Here is a 16,636-nt window from a genome sequence, read left to right on the forward strand (position 1 = left end):
CCATCCCCCGCTAACCAATTATAATTTTCCCCTCAGGATACTGAATAAGTCCCTTCCGTTCACGCAATGCCAATGCCAAAACCAGAGTTATTGGCCCAATTCGACCAGCGAACATAGTGATAATCAACGCCACCTTTCCATGGTCAGAGAGCGAAGTCGTAATTCCTGTCGTAATGCCTACCGTAGCAAATGCCGAAACGACCTCAAATAATATATTTAAGAACGGGAGTGTTTCGGTAATTGATAGCAGCATCGTCATCAGAATTACCAGCAACGCAGCAATGAATACCACTGTAAACGATTTATACACCAGGAATTGGGGAATCCGTCGGTGGAACAATACTGCATCTTGACTGCCTCGGGTCATTGCCGCCATTGCAGCGACCAGAACCGCAGCCGTTGATGTCTTTATGCCACCGCCTGTTGAACCAGGCGAAGCGCCGACAAACATTAGCAGAACCATAAAAAATAGGGTCGTATCTTCCATTTTGCCAATATCCAACGTGTTGTAACCGGCTGTCCGCACAGTAACAGATTGAAAATAACTGCCTAGCAGTTTACCGGGCCATGACAAATTAGCCAGTGTATTGTTATATTCCAGCAAGAATATACCAAGCGTCCCACCCATTAAGAGAATAACTGTCGTCACAAGTACAACTTTCGTGTGGATGGAGCAATGTGAAAAATTCCGGTGAGTCCAGATATCAGAAATAACAGCAAAGCCAATGCCACCAAGGATAATCAATGTTGTGACTACCAAATTAACAGTAATGTCATCGACATAGCCAGTCAAACTGCGAAATTCACCAAATAAATCAAAGCCCGCATTGCAGAATGAGGATACGGCATGCCAATAGCCGTAATAAATGCCTTTTAAGCCGAACTCAGGCATCCAGCGTAATGCCAAAATAGTGCCGCCGATAAATTCTATCATAAGGGTAACTTTGATGATGTACAGAGTTAGCCGAACAACCCCTTCCATAGACAACTGGTTAAGCGCCTCCTGCATAATCAACCGTTCTTTCAGTTTGATCTTTTTGCCCATCAACAGCGCGACTAATGTCGTGATAGACATAATTCCCAAACCGCCAACCTGAATCAATCCAATTAATACCAGTTGACCAAATAGCGAATAGGTTGTGCCTGTATCAACGACGATAAGCCCTGTGACACAGACAGCTGAAGTAGCAGTAAACAAAGCATCCAGGAAGGAAACTGTATAGCCCGGCTTAGCTGACGCCCACGAAGTAGATAATAAGCACGCTCCAAGCAGAATAGTCCCAGCAAAGCCGATTGCGATAAATTGATACGGACTTAACCGAACATGCCAACCAGATATCAAACGTTTCAGCATTGTAAGTTGAATGGGATCCTTCACTTTTTCACCCCATATATTACCATTAGATTAGTTCAGACTATATTATACTGCGCGCTTTTGGGCAAGTCTATCGAAATTAACGCAAAAAGCCTATCCCCAGAATAATAGGGATAGGCTTTTTCATCTGAATTCTAAATTGCTTTTGAGATACAGTCAAAGGATAACATATATTTTCGCACCGAATCCTTAACGCCCTTTTTCACGACCGCCATCAAGGAAATGTAATTCGATGCCGGATTTTTCGCTAGTTCGCTCTTGAGAGTCTCTGTAGCAACCATCGACATATCTGTTGCGATATTGATCTTAGCAATACCGGAGTTGATTACCAGCCGATATTCATCCTTATGCATCCGTGAACCACCGTGCATCACCAGCGGGACATGAACTGCATTATACAATTCTCCGAGTTTAGAGTAATTTAGCGTAGGCATCTCGCGCACATTGCCGTGATTATGTCCGATCCCAACGGCTAGTGCATCTATTCTCGTTCTTTGTACAAATTCAGCCGCCATTTCTGGCTGCGATACGGCGCTAGCTGAAGCTTCAATACCCTCCAGACAGCCAATATAGCCCAATTCCCCTTCTACTGACAGGCCAAGGGAATGGGCTATACGAGTAATATCCTTTGTGCGTTTTATATTCTCTTCAAGGGGCAAGGCAGAGCCATCATACATGACCGAGGTAAAGCCCCAGCGAATTGCTTTCATCAATCCCTCGTAGGTGTGACCATGATCTAGGTGCAGTGCAATCGGCACGCTGGACTTCTGAGCAGCTTTTAGCATTGCAGCCGCAAGAGTATCCACATCCACAAATTTAAATAAGCGTTCTGCAATGCCGAGTACTAGTGGCGTCTTTAACTCCTCGGCGACTTCAACCACCGCACCCAGCGTCTCGAAGTTAAAAACGTTGAATCCGCCCACTGCATAGTTGCGTTTCCGGGCATCTTTCAGGATGTCCGCCAGTGTGACTAAGGCCATGGCAATCTCCTCCTTATTGTAGATTATGGGTTCCTAACCCACTTCCTTATGACTAACATATTCGAGATCAGCACAAAAACACCTGCGGAATTATCAAAAAAATTTAATAATTGTGTCATTAGCAATCTACGCTCAAATACTTGTTATATTAATTGTTTCCGTCCTAAGCTGAAATATACCTATAGATGTAAATTTTTTTCCAAATCACGACAGTAATATGATAAAAAAAGCCTTCCGGAAGTCCGGAAGGCTTTTGGGGCTTACTTTTGCAGTTGTTGCTTTGCTGCCTCTACCAATTGAGCGAATGCAGGCATATCATTGATCGCCATATCGGCTAGCATTTTACGGTTAATGTTAATGCCGGCTTTATGCAGACCGTTCATGAACTGGCTGTAAGAGATATTATTGATACGAGCCGCGGCATTAATACGTGCAATCCACAGTTTGCGGAAGTTGCGCTTATTGGCGCGGCGGTCACGTAGTGCATAGGATAGCGAGTGCATAACGGATTCGTTAGCTTTCTTAAACAGGCGATGCCTCGCACCTCTATAACCTTTGGCTAGCTTTAGGATCTTTTTATGGCGTCTATGCGCAGTCACGCCTTTTTTTACTCTCGGCATGGTATAAACCTCCTCTTAGTGTTTGGCCTGTATCAAGTTTACCTTAAGCGTATGGCAGCATTTTGACCACGCGTTCATGGTCAGATTTAGAAACCAGCGCTGCTTTGCGCAAACCGCGTTTGCGAGCAGGAGATTTCTTCTCAAGAATATGGCTTCTGAAAGAATGAGCGTGCTTAAATTGACCAGAAGCAGTCTTGGTGAACCGCTTAGCGGCGCTTCTGCGAGTTTTCATTTTTGGCATCGGTGGGTCCTCCTTTATTTTGCTGGTTGTGGTGGTTGCGATTGCTGTTGCGGCTGTACCACCTTAGGGGCAAGGATCATGATCATATTTTTACCTTCCAGCTTGGGTTCGCGTTCCAGTATAACAAGGTCCTTCAATTCCGCAGCCATGCGAGTTAGCACTTGCCGGCCCAATTCGGGATGGGAGAGCTCACGGCCCCGGAACATAATCGTCACCTTTACCTTGTCGCCGTCTGCGAGAAAACGCTGCGCGTTCTTTAGTTTGACAAAATAGTCATGATCTTCAATATTAGGCCGCAGCTTAACTTCTTTGAGCGTAACGATCTTTTGCTTCTTCTTTGTCTCTTTCTCACGTTTTTGCTGCTCGAAGCGGAATTTACCAAAATCCATGATTCGGCAAACCGGCGGTTTGGCAGTTGGAGCCACCTCCACCAGATCGAGTAACTGCTCTCCGGCTAAACGGAGTGCATCGCGTAAAGACATGATGCCTAATTGATCATTCGCAGCGCTGACCACACGAACTTCTTTGGCGCGGATTTCCTCGTTAACCTTTAACGTCTCCTTGCTAATTGCTTGTCACCTCCATAAAATTTAACAAAAACAGAAAGCGGGTGGCATAAAACCACCCGCAAAAACGCCCATTACTGGACCGCTTGGCTAACCTTACTAACAGCTCCTTGGCGTTGTAAGGCGAGAAGCGAGTGGCTTCTGCTTAAATTAGTATTAAATACTATAACAGTGTAGCACCTTCAGCAAGAAAAAGCAAGCGTGTTCTGCTGCTTTATTTTACTGTTTTTTTGCAACGATTTCTTCCAACAGTTCGGCAGTAAATTGTTCAGCCGGCTTAGATCCCAAATCGCCTACACTCCGTTTTCGAACGGCGACCGTCCCAGCCTCTGCTTCTTTGTCACCGACAACAAGCAAATATGGCACTTTCTCCATTTGCCCCTCGCGGATTTTGTAACCAATTTTTTCATTGCGAGCATCTACTTCCACCCGAACATCTTTATCTCGCATACTGGCAGCAAGCTTCTCGGCATAATCCAAATGGCGGTCAGTCAGCGGCAGAATCCGCACCTGGACTGGTGCCAACCAAGTCGGAAACGCGCCGGCGAAATGCTCGATCAAAATACCGATAAACCGTTCAATGCTGCCATAAACCACACGATGAATCATGACCGGACGATGTTTCTGACCATCTTCACCAATGTAGTTTAAGTCAAATTTCTCAGGCATCTGCATGTCGAGTTGAATCGTGCCACATTGCCAAGTCCGGCCAATGGAATCCCGAAGATGGAAATCAATTTTGGGGCCGTAGAAAGCGCCGTCACCCTCGTTGACTTTATAATCCATGCCGCGTGCATCAAGCGCTTCGCGCAGTGCATTGGTCGCAATATCCCACATTTCATCAGAGCCCATCGCCTTCTCTGGCTTTGTGCTTAATTCAGCGTGATAGGACAATCCAAATACGCCATAAACAGTGTCAAACAAATCAATTACACTCTGAATTTCCTGTTTGATCTGTGATGGTAGCATAAAAATATGCGCATCATCTTGAGTAAAGCTTCTGACTCGCATCAGACCATGCAATGCGCCGGAAATTTCATGCCTGTGAACAAGTCCCAGTTCGGCAGTCCGTAGAGGCAGATCGCGGTAGCTGTGATGTTGGGTGCGATACACGAGTATGCCACCTGGGCAGTTCATCGGCTTAACTGCATAGCCTTCGCCGTCAATATTGGTAAAATACATATTGTCACGGTAATGATCCCAGTGGCCAGATTGCTGCCACAAGCTCTGATGCAGAATAATTGGCGTCTTGATCTCCTGGTAGCCAAATTTGATATGCAGCTTGCGCCAAAATGCCTCTAACTCGTTGCGTATTACCATACCTTTTGGGTGAAAGAACGGAAAGCCAGGCCCTTCATCTTGGATACTAAACAAATCCAGTTCACGACCCAATTTACGATGGTCGCGTTTGGCCGCCTCTTCAAGCATTTTCAGATGTTCTTCCAAATCAGCCTTTTTCTCAAATGCTGTGCCGTAAATGCGCTGCAGCATCTTATTCTTGACATCGCCGCGCCAATATGCGCCAGCCAAGCTTTGTAACCGAATAGCCTTCACTTTACCTGTTGAGACAACATGCGGACCTGCGCATAAATCAGAAAACTCACCCTGTTTATACAAAGAAATTACCGAATCTTCCGGCAGATCGCGAATTAATTCTTCCTTATATATCTCACCCTGCTCACGGAACAGTTTAAGCGCCTCATCGCGGCTGATCTCGATCCGTTCAATCGGCGAATCTTCCTTGATGATTTTCTCTATTTCAGCCTGAATTTTTTCCAGATCTTCTGGAGTGAAAGTATGCGCAGTATCAATATCATAATAGAATCCATTGGCAATCGCCGGACCAATAGCTAGTTTCACATCGCCATACAGTCGCTTTACTGCTTGCGCCATGATATGGGATGCGCTGTGACGGAGCGCGTCCCTGCCTTCAGCATCTTCAAAGGTTAGGAATTCAACCTTAGCATCGTGGTCGAGCGTGCGCACCAACTCAGTAACCTTGCCATCCACTTTGGCGACCAGAGCGCTTTTCGCCAGGCCACGGCTAATGGATTCGGCGATTTTGAGCAACGTTATTCCCTTGTCCACCTCACGAATTGAGCCGTCTTTTAGTGTAACGTGTATCATCATCTAATCCTCCCTAAAAAAATATAAACTCCCGTCCCAAAAGGGACGGGAGTTTTACCCGCGGTTCCACCCTGCTTGACGCACAAGTTGCGCCCTGCTTTTGCTATGATAACGGGAAGCAATCCCGGCGGCAACCTACTGGAGACCGTTGCAAAATCCATCTGCGTTGCACCCGCGAGGGGTATGCCGCCAACTCTAGGGCGCTAAAGCGCCAAGGGTTGCGCAATCACGACTACGCATGCTTGCGTACCTATTGTACGCGGCGCGGCGCAAGCCTCGCTGTCCTAGCATCTGGAGCTTTTCCAACTAGTCTCAATAATTCGGCCCCACAGTTCAAAGGTGGTAACAGCAGTTTCGGCGTCAGGATGCTTGCAGCCGGTGGCATCCATTCTCTGATCACGTCGTGCAAACCGTGTCGTGTCCTCATCATTACTTTAATACTGTAATTGTTATAAATTAGTATACCTTTTCTGTTCGCCCTTGTCAATTCGAGAGTGAATTCTTAACTAATACTTCCAGTTGCCCTGCCTCGGCATTGCATATATGACAACCCTCACATACTATCACCCTGTCATCAAAGACATCTTTCACCGTATTTACCAGATCCATGTTCTTCATTCGATCAGAGAAATGGAAGATAATCACACACGGCACAATCGTAATCAATGCACTCATCAGTAAATCTTGCCCATTCGCATCATCTGACGAATTAGCAACAAAGCGTTCGCCATCTGATTCACTCAGCGTCTCTCCCTCGGAATCAAAAATGCTGATATTCGCTGACCGATCGACCACTACATGAACTTCTCCGGTTCGCGGTTCCTGCATATTGACAAAATAACGCAACACCCGGACAAATTCCTGGTACTCGATGTCTGACATGTAATCATCAACTGCTTTTTCAACCGCTCTGTTTAGAATCTGCCCATAATCTTTTAGTCGGAAACGGATAAATCCGTCAAGCACTAACTCGTTGTGAAAATCGAGATAATCGAGGATTTTTGAAAATACCCGGCTACGTCGAATAGGTAAATGATAGTCAGTAACCTCCGGATTTTCCTCACCAAGGATATTCAGGGTTTTTGATAATACTTGTTCTTGTTCTTCTGGTGAAAAATAATCATAGCCAAAGCGAATCATCCGCCGCAACACATTCTTTTCTTCCCGACTCACGACTAAATCAGCCAAGATTTGCGCTGCATATAATTTTATCAAATTCTTAATTCGCTCATAATTACGAAAAGAAATTTCACCTTCTAGGATTGAGCAATTGAGAAACGTATACCTCCCTGCCTGCTGTTGGTCGACGACAATCTGATATCCTTCGCGCTGAAACAAATTGCAATCCTGCTGTAGCTTGGCGCGGACGTCGTCAATCGGCCCGGAAAGTCCCAGCGAAATTAACTTCACTGCCTTCACCTCTCTCTTGCTGCTATTATATGTTTCGCCTGATTTTCGCATACGGGAGAAAAGTCTGGCAAAACTTGCGAATCATATATCGTTCAACCACGCTTCAATGCCCCGCGCAATCGCCAAACCCGCCTGTTCCTGGCACAATGGATCAGCCAGCAATCGTTCTTCCTCAGGGTTGGAGATAAACGCCAACTCAGCTAAAGCTGCCGGCATGAATGTGTGTTTCAGTACATATAGCCCTGCGCTATAGCGAATGCCTCGATTCGGCCGTTGCAAAGCATCCACCAGTTCGCGCTGAATCTCCTGAGCCAAACGATACCCCTGTTCACTATATTCATAACACCAAGTCTCGGTCCCCTGCGCCTCCACATTATCCGCGGCATTACAATGCACACTAACAAACACATCGGCTTCTACTAAATTTGCATCATCAGCAATAATGTCTAGTTCATTCTCACTAATAAACACCACAGAATGGCCATTCTCCCGAAGTACTGATTCGGCTATCTTCGCTACTGCCATCGTAACCGTTGCCTCTTCAAGCCCTGTTGAGCCTACCGAACCGGGATCGAACCCCGGGTAGTGGCCTGGATTCAGCGCAATAACTGCCACGCTACCCTCTCCTTATGCAAAACGTTCCTCTACTGACATATGCAAAACAAATAGTATCCATGCAAAAACATTCTGAGGAAATCGTTTTTTCAACTTCAATGCCAAATGCGGCTATTCCCCATACGAATAATCTCGCGTAGAGTCTTTTAACAGCGAACATTTTCAATTAATGACCGTCTCCAGGAGTTGCCTTATTCCTTACATCCTGTATAATAAATAGGAATACGTATTGAAAGGGGCCCTGCCACCATGTCAAGAAAGTCCATTACCCTCATCCTTGTTTCCTTATTCGCCCTCTCACTAGTAGCCGCTGGCTGCGGCGGCCAAAAAAGCCCGTCACAACAACCAGCCGCTGCCAAGACGCTGAAGGTCGGCGCCGAAACAACTTTCCCACCGTTTGAGTTTCAGGACGAAAAGACGAAAGACTACACAGGCTTTGATATCGATCTGATGAAAGCAATTGGTAAACAAATGGGCTACGAAGTGCAAATAGCCAGCCTCGGCTTTGATGCCCTCATCCCTGCCCTTGACGTCGGTCAAATTGACGTCATCGCCTCTGCAATGACAATCACTGATGAAAGATCCAAAAAAGTAAGTTTCTCAAATCCCTACTATAAATCCGGTTTATCAATTGTGGTGAAACACGATAACACCGCCATTCAAGGTTTTAAAGACCTAGCTGGTAAACGCATTGCGGTTCAGATTGGTACTACTGGCTCAGAAGAAGCCAAAAAAATTAAAGATGCGAAAGTCCGCGAATTTAACAGCGCGTCTGAAGCGTATATGGAATTGAAGGCTGGCGGCGTCGATGCGGTTGTTAACGACCTGCCGGTTAACCAATATTATCTTGCCCAGGGCGGAGCCAAAGACGCTAAAATAATTGGCGAAGTCCTGAACTCCGAAAACTATGGCATAGCTGTCAGCAAGAAAAATACGGAACTGGTAACAAAAATCAATAAAGCCCTTGATGATCTAAAAGCCAACGGTGAATACGCCAAGATCTACGAAAAGTGGTTTGGCAAGAGGCCGTAATACCTAAGAAAAACAGTCTGTTCACTTCGCAAGAAGCGGACAGACTGTTTTTTCATTTGAACCGCGGGGCACACTACTCTTGAGGTGATGACATGAAAAAGAAAACCAAAATGCAATCCTATACCTCTGATTATTGCATGTCTGCAGGTGATAATGCCGTCAGTCGAGAGCAAATCAACGCCTCGATTATAACGCCTGCAGCCGCGAACGAACACTCATTTCGCAAAGAAATGATGAAGGGACTAGAGGATAAGCAGTGAACAAGAAAAGAGAGCCAATTTCGCCGTAAATAGCAAAACTGGCTCTCCGTCTGTTAATGTCCGGAATGTGAATTTGGGACTGGAGCTTCAGCTCCAGGATTCCAGCCTAGAATAGTCGGATCTACCATGCCAAACACCATTGCAACGTGAGAAACTACTAAGAACGCTGTCAAGAGAATAAAGTGTAGTTTCATTTTTTCAGCATCAGTTTGCCCTCTGCCGATGAGTCCAAGTTCTAACAAGGCAATGCTAAACAGCGGTATAACACCGCTTAGGTAGGACCCAACAGCCAAAATATCAGCAGTCCCGCGCCACTCGATAGCCGGTACAACGCTAATGCTAAGATTCAAGAATATCCCCAAGAAATAAAAGCCAAGTGCAATTCCCAGCCACTTATTCACGCTGCGCAGCAGGCCTGATTTAGCGCGGCTATATACGACGAAGAATTCAGTAGCTACCAACGCTTCTGCAAAAGCAACCGGGATCACCATATAAATAATGAGGTTCCACGGTTGATTAACTGCTAAGAGCTCCATATAATGGGTCATGTTCATCAGTAATTCCCCCTGTGATATTGTTATCATCACTATATCAAAGAAATGTGAAGAACTGATGAAGAATTTATGTTTTTTAAGTAGCTGGCACAAATTATTGACGCCATAGTTCCATTTGCCAAAAAGGCGAATACCGTATAGCGATACTCCCAACACAAGGAGGCCGCAATGGAACAAGACGTCAGAAATATCTCCCCGCAAGGGCTCGTGTTTTATTCAGCGCAAGCACTACCCCGTTACTCCATGGTCGAGGCTCTTGCCGACAATTTAGCCAGTGAATTTTGCCGAAAACTATATTCAAGCATACAACAATTTGATGAGCAGCTTGATAACACACTCGAAGTCGGCATGCGTTTAGTGGCTTTTGGTCAGGCAATCACGTTTTCCGTAAGCCGCCTCGGCTATACTGATCCCAGTCTGATTCACTTTTTTGGCAGGCTGGATAACGGTCAACCAGTGGAACTTGTCCAACATGTTTCACAAATTAGTTTTTTATTGACCGCCATTCCACGCCTCAACCCAGACAAGCCGAAATTGCAAATTGGCTTTCTCCGCCCGGTAGACGCTTGCGACAAGAGCGATGACTAGATCACCATGCTAACAGCAATACGAACAGCTAGATACAATAGTGCAATGCCCAACAATCGAGAAACTGTTACTTCATGCCGGTAATAGGCCTGCCGGAACCATTCGGACGAGATTAGCCATGATAGAATAGTAAACCAACTCCCAACCGCCAACACAACCTCTGCTCCATAAACCCATTTTATCCATTCAGGCATGCCGGGACTGAGAAATTGAGCAAAAATGCTCAAAAAGAACAGGGCGCTTTTGGGATTAAGCGCATTGCATAGAAAACCGTCACGAAAACCTTGCAACACACTCCTGCTGTCTGCTGACTTTTCTGCCATCACGGGAGTACTTTGTTTATTCACCCTCGTTTGCAATGCGCCAAACCCCAACCAAGCAAGATAAGCCGCGCCTACGCCCTGGATGGTAAAAAACAGCTGTGGGTGAGAAGCCAAAATCACCGTGTATCCAAGAACGGTATAACTGACGTGAATAAACAAAGCGACGCCAATTCCTATGGCTGTAGCCATGCCTACTCTCGCCCCATAGCCCAAACTGTTTCGCATGACTACAACAAAGTCAGGCCCAGGTGAGATTCCCGCCAAAAGCCCGACAACAAAAACTTCAGCAAACACAACATAACCTCCATCATTCGATGTAAGTATAGTATTTGCCGCCAGTTGTGGAAACTCCTCCGTGCCGCTGTCTACACAGACAGCGGCAGCGTGCTGACAGTTTGATCGACAGGGCGGCCCAATTCATTAAAATGTGTTATAATGAATAGAGTACAATACCACTAACAAAGAAGGCGATTAAATGGAAGAAAAACTAAATGCCGTCACCCACGGCGCAGGCGCGGTATTAGCCTTGGCAGGACTTGTTATTCTGACCATAGCAGCCTGCCTGTATGGCAGCGTTTGGCATATTGTCAGCTTCAGTGTGTATGGAACCTCTTTATTTTTACTGTACTTGGCTTCCACACTATACCATAGTTTTTCTAACGAAAAACTCAAACACATCTTCAAGATTGTTGATCACTCAGCGATTTATTTGTTGATTGCCGGCACCTACACGCCATTTGCCTTGATCTTGCTACACGGTAAGCTCGGTTGGATTATCTTCAGTGTGATTTGGGGACTAGCAGTCCTTGGCATCTTGTTGAAAATCTTTTTTGTGAAACGATTTAAGATTCTCTCAACATTATGCTATCTGTTTATGGGCTGGCTGCTACTTGTTTTCATAAAACCGATAATTGCCACACTGCCAACTGCTGGCTTCGGCTGGCTGCTGGCAGGCGGGATCTTCTATACAGCAGGATCAGTATTCTACCTTTGGCGACGCCTTCCATACCATCACGCAATTTGGCATCTTTTTGTACTCGCCGGCAGCTTTTCACACTTCATCTCAGTTCTCTACTATGTTCTGCCAATTTCGGTTCCGGCATAACAACCTATAGCCGGTGTATCATCCGAAGCGCGCGATCATAAAAGAAATAATCCCACGCCCAGTTGATGGTCACAATAAAACGATTGCGAAACCCTACCAGCCGGATCAAATGAACAGCTAACCACAGCAGCCAAGCGAAGAAACCAGAGAACTTCCAGCGATTAAAGTGGGCGACTGCGAAACTCCTGCCAATTGTGGCTAAGTTTCCCAATTCTCGGTACAAAAAGTTTTGAAGCGGGTTTCCCTGCACAATGTTTAACACGTTCTTAGCTGCAGTTTCTGCCTGTTGAACCGCTACAGGCGCAATCATGGGCAATGGTCTACCGTCCTGTTTATAATGCGCTGCATCTCCAACCACAAATACTTCCGGATACTCTGGCAGTTGCAGCGTTGGCAGAACCATGGCTCGCCCTAACCGGTCAGTTTGGACTTTACATTTTTCAATGATGGGCGCACACCTAACGCCAGCCCCCCATACCAGCGTTCTGGCTGGTATTGACGTTCCGTCCGCCAAGCGGACGCCTCGGCTATCAAAGTCGTCCACTTTTGCATGAAACCGAACGTCAACCCCCTTGCGCCTGAGTTCTGTCAACGCTGCCATTGATAAGTCCTCAGGCATCGAAACCAACAGTCGATCGCCGCCCTCTAGAAGCAGCAGGCTACTTTCAGAGAAGTCCAATTCTGGATAATCCTTTACGAGCACATGATGCACCAGCTCAGCAATACCGCCGATGCATTCCACCCCTGTAGCCCCGCCGCCGGTTACGATAAAGGTTAATAACTCGCGCCGTATGGCTGGATCATTCTCTTGAGTCGCTAACTCACACATGCTGAGAATATGATTTCTCAGCTTAAACGCGTCTTCTAAGTTTTTAAGGCCATAGGCGTTTTTCGCCACATTTGCATTACCAAAGAAGTTTGTGACAGCCCCTACTGCCACCAGCAAGTAGTCGTAGTCAATTTCCCCGTTAGAGGTGATTAGTTTTTTCCCTTCTAGGTTAATATCAACCGCCTCAGCCATGTGAAACTCTGTGTTGCTCTGTTGTTGCAGTATCGCCCGCAGCGGGTAACTGATATCTTCAGGCCCTAGACCTGCAGTTGCGACTTGATAGAGCAAGGGCTGGAACAGATGATAATTATTTTTATCCACTAGAATGATTTTTACTGGCTCATCTGCCAAAACTTTAACGGCATGTAAGCCGGCAAAACCGCCGCCCAAGATCACTACTACCGGTGTTCGTTCCATCACATCATCCCTGCCTCCATACTTTGCTGTTATATGTAGTATGGCAAATAGACGAAAATGTTACGCTGACGCAGAATTAGGAAAAGAGTAATGACCACCCCGCCGTCTGCGTTGTGGTCATTACTCTTTTTTCGGTGTGCTATTTATTACCCTCTTGGCCTTACAGGAATCTGATGCTCGCACGGCACCCCGGTCTGACACTTGCCGCAACCATAGCGAGGACGAAACCGCGCCAAGACCCGATCGAGATAATCGGAACAAACGGCATTATCCTTGCCAGCCTCAGTGATAGCTAATGGTGGACAACGTAAAATACAGGCGCCGCATTTAGTACAATATTCATCAATTTCATGGTAAGGCCGAGGCGTCGGCTCAAGTGGCAGATCGACTATCACACTGCCAAAACGCCCTGCCGAGCCTTTTTGCGTGATCATAGACCGACTCAGACTAAACGTTCCCAATCCGGCGACAAAGGCCACATGGCGCTCCGACCAGTTGCTGCGGCGTTGTGTCACAGCAAACCGTTGATCGAGCGACGGTGCCATCGCCTGGCATCCGGCTGCCTGCAGCGCTGCGAGTAGATGTTGCCGCAGTACGACACTGAGCTGCTCACCCTCGATGCGTCCGTATAGCCATTCAGTTGCGGCCACCCCTTGCTTATGATTGGCTTGGCGAACCCGTTCTGAAAACGGCAAGAAATAGGCAATCACGGCTTTTGCCCCAGGCAGCCACTCACTAGGCAACATATGCTGAGGGCCAACTGCTTCCTCGGCTTTTAAGCGTTCAAACAGTTCATCGTCTGCCGCTGCCACCGCTACCAAAGGAGCTTCGTAAATCTGCAGCTCGCCTAGCTCGTTTACCGTATTTAATGGACTTGTTAAGATAAACTGTTGGATAAGCTCACTAACGTCGTTATAGTTCATTCTAATCCCCTCCGCAAACATTTGCTGTAACCCCAGCATCCAAGGCAAGCCACTTACGCTTTCCAATTGACTAGCAGTAGCCCGATAAAACAGAATACTACACCCAGCATATTCGTAGGAGTTAGCGAATCCTGAAAGAAAAACAGGCCGATAGGAATCAGCAGCAGCGCAACCGCGCTGTTCGAAATCATACCTACCAGACTAATTTGCCAACCTAAACGATAAGCGAGCAAAAACCCTACTTCAAGACCAACGATGGCAAGCCCCAACGCATAACTCGTCCAGTTCAATTCGCCAAAGCCCTGCCTGATCCCGTTGCCATTAGCATAAAAAGGGTACATTGCTAAAGTCGCTACCATGGCTGTCGCATAGGCGGCAGAAAGCGAAAGCAAGGGATTCGCGTTAGCGGGAGTAAGCTTTAAAAATATATGATAGCAGACATTAGAAACCACTGTTAGTACAATCGGCCAATAAAAAAGCATCAAATTCCTCCAAAGTTAGTTGTCGTATTTGAGGTATTTCCCTGCACAAAGTCATCAATTAGCCGTCTGGCTATGCTGTCCTTCGGGGGAATATCAGGCAGATTGTCAGTTCTAAACCAATTTGCCGCTACGATCTCGTGATTGTCGATCGTTATTTTCCCACCAGCATACTTTGCTGTAAAGCCGATCATTTGAGAGTCAGGAAATGGCCATGGCTGGTTACCAAAATAACGTATTCTATCAACTTCGATTCCGACTTCTTCTTTTACTTCTCTGCGTACGCATTCTTCCAACGTTTCACCAGGTTCAAGAAAGCCAGCAATCACACTGAAACGGCCAAGCGGAAATCTACTTGATCGAGCCAGCAGAATTTCATTACCTCTGGTTACTGCCACGATAATCGCCGGTGAAATGCGTGGATAGACAATGTGACCGCAGCCTGAGCATTGAACTGCCACTTCTTTCGTAACGTTAGCCATCTCACTGCCGCAGCGGCCACAGAAGCGGTTATTTTTTCTCCAGCCAAGAATATGAGCGGCACGTAAGGCAAAATGGTAACTTTCGTCATCGATAAGTCCAAACAGTTGTCGCAACTTGATCAATGCGAAACCTAATGGCAATTCTAACAACAGTTCTTCGGTTCGCGGCCTTGCTGCAATACAGTCAATGTCGTAAAGGCGGCCAATCCGGAGCGGTTCATGCAACGCAATTTCTATACGTTTCAAGTCGGCCTGACAGGGGATGCCTAACTTGTCATTCTGGCTCGTAACTAGTAGCGCATCCTCGCTAACGATAAAGCAGTACGATTGTTCCATATGTATCACCCCTTTAGTAATAGTTCGTAATACACAGTCAGTTTCCTGCAAAATTATCACTACTTGTTGCTGTACCAACGCTTTCCACACAACTATGTAAATTGTTTAAACAAAAATGTGGAATCCTAAATAGGACTAGCTTCCTTCTTCTATCCGTTGTATACTTATATGATTTATCATCGCAATACATCAGCCACGGAGGTCAAATTATGGGTAAAATAACACCAAAAAGCAGTTACAAAAATCTTCAGGCTGCCGCTAAAAGTACACAATTTTTTGTAGCCAAGCAAGCGGCTAAAAAAACTAACTTAAAAGCACAGAAACCCAAATGAAAAGAAGCTGCCGTTCATCGCGGCAACTTCTTTTTTTGTCCTTCGCACAGCCTATAAGATTTCGCCCTCTTAGGTCAGGATCAACAGGCTGTATTTGATTCCCTATACCAGGTCTTATTATCCGTTAGATTTTGCTATCGTACTCCATTTCCAGTTCTTCTAGCAAACGATCGATACGCAACTTCGTCATCAGTTTCATCGAAACTGGTGCAGGCGTAGCTGCCACTTGATTTGACTTTCTCAAACAGCACTCTTCAAACACTTGCCCTAACAGCACATCGCGTGTCGATGTAGTCGCAACTGCATGTCTCATTTTCTAATCACCTTTCTTTTCTACGAGTAAACCCAGCTCATCCCATCACCGAACTGATGCTCGGCGAATTCTAGATAAGCTTAAACAGTTTACGCGGCGCCATCTATCCGTTTCGATTGACAGCGGCGTAAGGAAAAGAACCTGCAGAACATGATAAAGATCCTCTCTAACAATCTCCCCTTTCAAGAACTTAACTCCATGATAACACAAGGAGCTACAGACCTCAATAAATTTTCTGAAAAGACAGTCTATTGTTACGACTTTAACATACTCAATCCTAGATTGCGTATGAACAACAGTAATCAACCACCGTATTGACCTTCAGCTTAAAGCGCGAATTCGCCGAGACTTGGAAGCTATCACCGGCTTTGACAGTGCGCCAGCCTATCTCTCCTGGCAGTAGTACATCCATCTCACCTGCCAACATCTCCATAAGCTCAGCAGCAGCAGTGCCAAACTCGTATTCGCCTGGCAACATTATCCCCAGTGTCTTCTTCGTACCGTCAGCAAACAGCACTGTACGGCTAGTTACTTTTCCGTCAAAATAAATATTAGCTTTCTTGATTACAGAAACTTGATCAAATTGTTGCATAAATACAGCCCCCTTGAATTTAATTATTAAATTGTTCTGTACGGAATAGCCTTATTCCTTTGAATCGGCGACTTGTATAGAAAGGATTCTATGCAACGTTACAGAATTACAAATATTGTATGTACTGGCAAAGGCGG

21 protein-coding genes are annotated in these 16,636 nt (G+C 46.0%); 5 read left to right on the plus strand and 16 right to left on the minus strand.

Features of this window, described 5'->3' with window-relative positions; genetic code table 11:
• Positions 1 to 10: 10 nt before the first annotated feature.
• The 8 genes from AXX12_RS03395 to AXX12_RS03430 form a co-directional block, all read right to left on the minus strand.
• Positions 11 to 1,354, minus strand: a complete 1,344-nt coding sequence (locus tag AXX12_RS03395; protein WP_066238250.1) for a TrkH family potassium uptake protein — start codon at positions 1,352 to 1,354, stop codon at positions 11 to 13.
• 155 nt (positions 1,355 to 1,509) lie between these two features.
• Positions 1,510 to 2,355, minus strand: a complete 846-nt coding sequence (locus AXX12_RS03400; RefSeq protein ID WP_066238178.1) for a class II fructose-bisphosphate aldolase — start codon at positions 2,353 to 2,355, stop codon at positions 1,510 to 1,512.
• Between the two features lie 260 nt (positions 2,356 to 2,615).
• Positions 2,616 to 2,975 (minus strand): 50S ribosomal protein L20, encoded by a 360-nt coding sequence (gene rplT, locus AXX12_RS03405; RefSeq protein ID WP_066238181.1) that lies wholly within the window; start codon positions 2,973 to 2,975, stop codon positions 2,616 to 2,618.
• 43 nt (positions 2,976 to 3,018) lie between these two features.
• Positions 3,019 to 3,216: a 50S ribosomal protein L35 gene (rpmI, locus tag AXX12_RS03410; protein ID WP_066238184.1), complete on the minus strand. Its 198-nt coding sequence runs from the start codon at positions 3,214 to 3,216 to the stop codon at positions 3,019 to 3,021.
• A gap of 14 nt (positions 3,217 to 3,230) precedes the next feature.
• Complete coding sequence (infC, locus tag AXX12_RS03415) at positions 3,231 to 3,785, minus strand: translation initiation factor IF-3 (protein WP_074431329.1); 555 nt, start codon at positions 3,783 to 3,785, stop codon at positions 3,231 to 3,233.
• A gap of 216 nt (positions 3,786 to 4,001) precedes the next feature.
• A complete protein-coding gene (gene thrS, locus AXX12_RS03420; protein WP_066238190.1) occupies positions 4,002 to 5,909 on the minus strand; it encodes a threonine--tRNA ligase in 1,908 nt (635 codons plus the stop codon).
• Positions 5,910 to 6,392: 483 nt separating this feature from the next.
• Positions 6,393 to 7,319: a putative sporulation protein YtxC gene (gene ytxC / locus AXX12_RS03425; RefSeq protein ID WP_066238193.1), complete on the minus strand. Its 927-nt coding sequence runs from the start codon at positions 7,317 to 7,319 to the stop codon at positions 6,393 to 6,395.
• Positions 7,320 to 7,400: 81 nt separating this feature from the next.
• Positions 7,401 to 7,934, minus strand: coding sequence for an N-acetylmuramoyl-L-alanine amidase family protein (locus AXX12_RS03430; protein ID WP_082816683.1), 534 nt, complete (start codon positions 7,932 to 7,934; stop codon positions 7,401 to 7,403).
• 249 nt (positions 7,935 to 8,183) lie between these two features.
• On the opposite strand from AXX12_RS03430, the gene AXX12_RS03435 reads away from it, so the two are divergent.
• Positions 8,184 to 8,966, plus strand: a complete 783-nt coding sequence (locus tag AXX12_RS03435; RefSeq protein WP_066238197.1) for a basic amino acid ABC transporter substrate-binding protein — start codon at positions 8,184 to 8,186, stop codon at positions 8,964 to 8,966.
• 92 nt (positions 8,967 to 9,058) lie between these two features.
• On the plus strand, positions 9,059 to 9,226 hold the full coding sequence (locus AXX12_RS19155; protein WP_156478579.1) for a hypothetical protein: 168 nt from the start codon (positions 9,059 to 9,061) through the stop codon (positions 9,224 to 9,226).
• A 53-nt stretch (positions 9,227 to 9,279) separates the two neighbouring features.
• Here AXX12_RS19155 and AXX12_RS03440 read toward each other — a convergent pair whose 3' ends face one another.
• A complete protein-coding gene (locus tag AXX12_RS03440; RefSeq protein WP_066238199.1) occupies positions 9,280 to 9,780 on the minus strand; it encodes a DUF6803 family protein in 501 nt (166 codons plus the stop codon).
• 168 nt (positions 9,781 to 9,948) lie between these two features.
• On the opposite strand from AXX12_RS03440, the gene AXX12_RS03445 reads away from it, so the two are divergent.
• The gene (locus tag AXX12_RS03445) at positions 9,949 to 10,368 is read left to right on the plus strand and encodes a DUF6173 family protein (protein ID WP_066238203.1); all 420 of its coding nucleotides are present in this window, start codon (positions 9,949 to 9,951) and stop codon (positions 10,366 to 10,368) included.
• Here AXX12_RS03445 and AXX12_RS03450 read toward each other — a convergent pair.
• Positions 10,365 to 10,985, minus strand: coding sequence for a LysE family translocator (locus tag AXX12_RS03450; RefSeq protein WP_066238206.1), 621 nt, complete (start codon positions 10,983 to 10,985; stop codon positions 10,365 to 10,367). The genes AXX12_RS03445 and AXX12_RS03450 overlap by 4 nt on opposite strands.
• Before the next feature lie 181 nt (positions 10,986 to 11,166).
• On the opposite strand from AXX12_RS03450, the gene trhA reads away from it, so the two are divergent.
• Positions 11,167 to 11,796, plus strand: a complete 630-nt coding sequence (gene trhA / locus AXX12_RS03455) for a PAQR family membrane homeostasis protein TrhA (RefSeq protein ID WP_066238209.1) — start codon at positions 11,167 to 11,169, stop codon at positions 11,794 to 11,796.
• A 4-nt stretch (positions 11,797 to 11,800) separates the two neighbouring features.
• On the opposite strand, the gene AXX12_RS03460 is transcribed toward trhA, so the two are convergent.
• From AXX12_RS03460 to nudC, 4 genes are all read right to left on the minus strand, one after another.
• On the minus strand, positions 11,801 to 13,042 hold the full coding sequence (locus AXX12_RS03460) for an NAD(P)/FAD-dependent oxidoreductase (protein WP_066238256.1): 1,242 nt from the start codon (positions 13,040 to 13,042) through the stop codon (positions 11,801 to 11,803).
• Positions 13,043 to 13,188: 146 nt separating this feature from the next.
• Positions 13,189 to 13,965 (minus strand): epoxyqueuosine reductase, encoded by a 777-nt coding sequence (locus tag AXX12_RS03465; RefSeq protein ID WP_066238212.1) that lies wholly within the window; start codon positions 13,963 to 13,965, stop codon positions 13,189 to 13,191.
• A gap of 53 nt (positions 13,966 to 14,018) precedes the next feature.
• Positions 14,019 to 14,447 carry a hypothetical protein gene (locus AXX12_RS03470; RefSeq protein ID WP_082816684.1) on the minus strand — a complete coding sequence of 143 codons (429 nt, stop codon included), beginning with the start codon at positions 14,445 to 14,447 and terminating at the stop codon, positions 14,019 to 14,021.
• Positions 14,447 to 15,262, minus strand: a complete 816-nt coding sequence (gene nudC, locus AXX12_RS03475; protein WP_231881777.1) for an NAD(+) diphosphatase — start codon at positions 15,260 to 15,262, stop codon at positions 14,447 to 14,449. Before nudC ends, AXX12_RS03470 begins: the two co-directional genes overlap by 1 nt.
• A gap of 209 nt (positions 15,263 to 15,471) precedes the next feature.
• On the opposite strand from nudC, the gene AXX12_RS19965 reads away from it, so the two are divergent.
• Positions 15,472 to 15,594: a hypothetical protein gene (locus AXX12_RS19965; protein ID WP_269448382.1), complete on the plus strand. Its 123-nt coding sequence runs from the start codon at positions 15,472 to 15,474 to the stop codon at positions 15,592 to 15,594.
• Positions 15,595 to 15,718: 124 nt separating this feature from the next.
• Here the strand turns inward: AXX12_RS19965 and AXX12_RS03480 are convergent, their stop codons facing one another.
• Positions 15,719 to 15,907 (minus strand): hypothetical protein, encoded by a 189-nt coding sequence (locus AXX12_RS03480; protein ID WP_066238220.1) that lies wholly within the window; start codon positions 15,905 to 15,907, stop codon positions 15,719 to 15,721.
• A 277-nt stretch (positions 15,908 to 16,184) separates the two neighbouring features.
• The gene (ppnP, locus tag AXX12_RS03485) at positions 16,185 to 16,499 is read right to left on the minus strand and encodes a pyrimidine/purine nucleoside phosphorylase (RefSeq protein WP_066238223.1); all 315 of its coding nucleotides are present in this window, start codon (positions 16,497 to 16,499) and stop codon (positions 16,185 to 16,187) included.
• Positions 16,500 to 16,636 lie beyond the last annotated feature (137 nt).

Source organism: Anaerosporomusa subterranea (assembly GCF_001611555.1).
GTDB lineage: Bacteria > Bacillota > Negativicutes > Sporomusales > Acetonemataceae > Anaerosporomusa > Anaerosporomusa subterranea.

What these genes read in the sequence shown, in the direction of transcription:
- AXX12_RS03395 (WP_066238250.1), bottom strand. Translation starts at nt 1,354, where the DNA reads ATGCTGAAACGTTTGATATCTGGTTGGCATGTTCGGTTAAGTCCGTAT.
- AXX12_RS03400 (WP_066238178.1), bottom strand. Translation starts at nt 2,355, where the DNA reads ATGGCCTTAGTCACACTGGCGGACATCCTGAAAGATGCCCGGAAACGC.
- rplT (WP_066238181.1), bottom strand. Translation starts at nt 2,975, where the DNA reads ATGCCGAGAGTAAAAAAAGGCGTGACTGCGCATAGACGCCATAAAAAG.
- rpmI (WP_066238184.1), bottom strand. Translation starts at nt 3,216, where the DNA reads ATGCCAAAAATGAAAACTCGCAGAAGCGCCGCTAAGCGGTTCACCAAG.
- thrS (WP_066238190.1), bottom strand. Translation starts at nt 5,909, where the DNA reads ATGATACACGTTACACTAAAAGACGGCTCAATTCGTGAGGTGGACAAG.
- AXX12_RS03435 (WP_066238197.1), top strand. Translation starts at nt 8,184, where the DNA reads ATGTCAAGAAAGTCCATTACCCTCATCCTTGTTTCCTTATTCGCCCTC.
- AXX12_RS19155 (WP_156478579.1), top strand. Translation starts at nt 9,059, where the DNA reads ATGAAAAAGAAAACCAAAATGCAATCCTATACCTCTGATTATTGCATG.
- AXX12_RS03440 (WP_066238199.1), bottom strand. Translation starts at nt 9,780, where the DNA reads ATGAACATGACCCATTATATGGAGCTCTTAGCAGTTAATCAACCGTGG.
- AXX12_RS03445 (WP_066238203.1), top strand. Translation starts at nt 9,949, where the DNA reads ATGGAACAAGACGTCAGAAATATCTCCCCGCAAGGGCTCGTGTTTTAT.
- trhA (WP_066238209.1), top strand. Translation starts at nt 11,167, where the DNA reads ATGGAAGAAAAACTAAATGCCGTCACCCACGGCGCAGGCGCGGTATTA.
- AXX12_RS03460 (WP_066238256.1), bottom strand. Translation starts at nt 13,042, where the DNA reads ATGGAACGAACACCGGTAGTAGTGATCTTGGGCGGCGGTTTTGCCGGC.
- AXX12_RS03465 (WP_066238212.1), bottom strand. Translation starts at nt 13,965, where the DNA reads ATGAACTATAACGACGTTAGTGAGCTTATCCAACAGTTTATCTTAACA.
- AXX12_RS03470 (WP_082816684.1), bottom strand. Translation starts at nt 14,447, where the DNA reads ATGCTTTTTTATTGGCCGATTGTACTAACAGTGGTTTCTAATGTCTGC.
- nudC (WP_231881777.1), bottom strand. Translation starts at nt 15,262, where the DNA reads ATGGAACAATCGTACTGCTTTATCGTTAGCGAGGATGCGCTACTAGTT.
- AXX12_RS19965 (WP_269448382.1), top strand. Translation starts at nt 15,472, where the DNA reads ATGGGTAAAATAACACCAAAAAGCAGTTACAAAAATCTTCAGGCTGCC.
- AXX12_RS03480 (WP_066238220.1), bottom strand. Translation starts at nt 15,907, where the DNA reads ATGAGACATGCAGTTGCGACTACATCGACACGCGATGTGCTGTTAGGG.
- ppnP (WP_066238223.1), bottom strand. Translation starts at nt 16,499, where the DNA reads ATGCAACAATTTGATCAAGTTTCTGTAATCAAGAAAGCTAATATTTAT.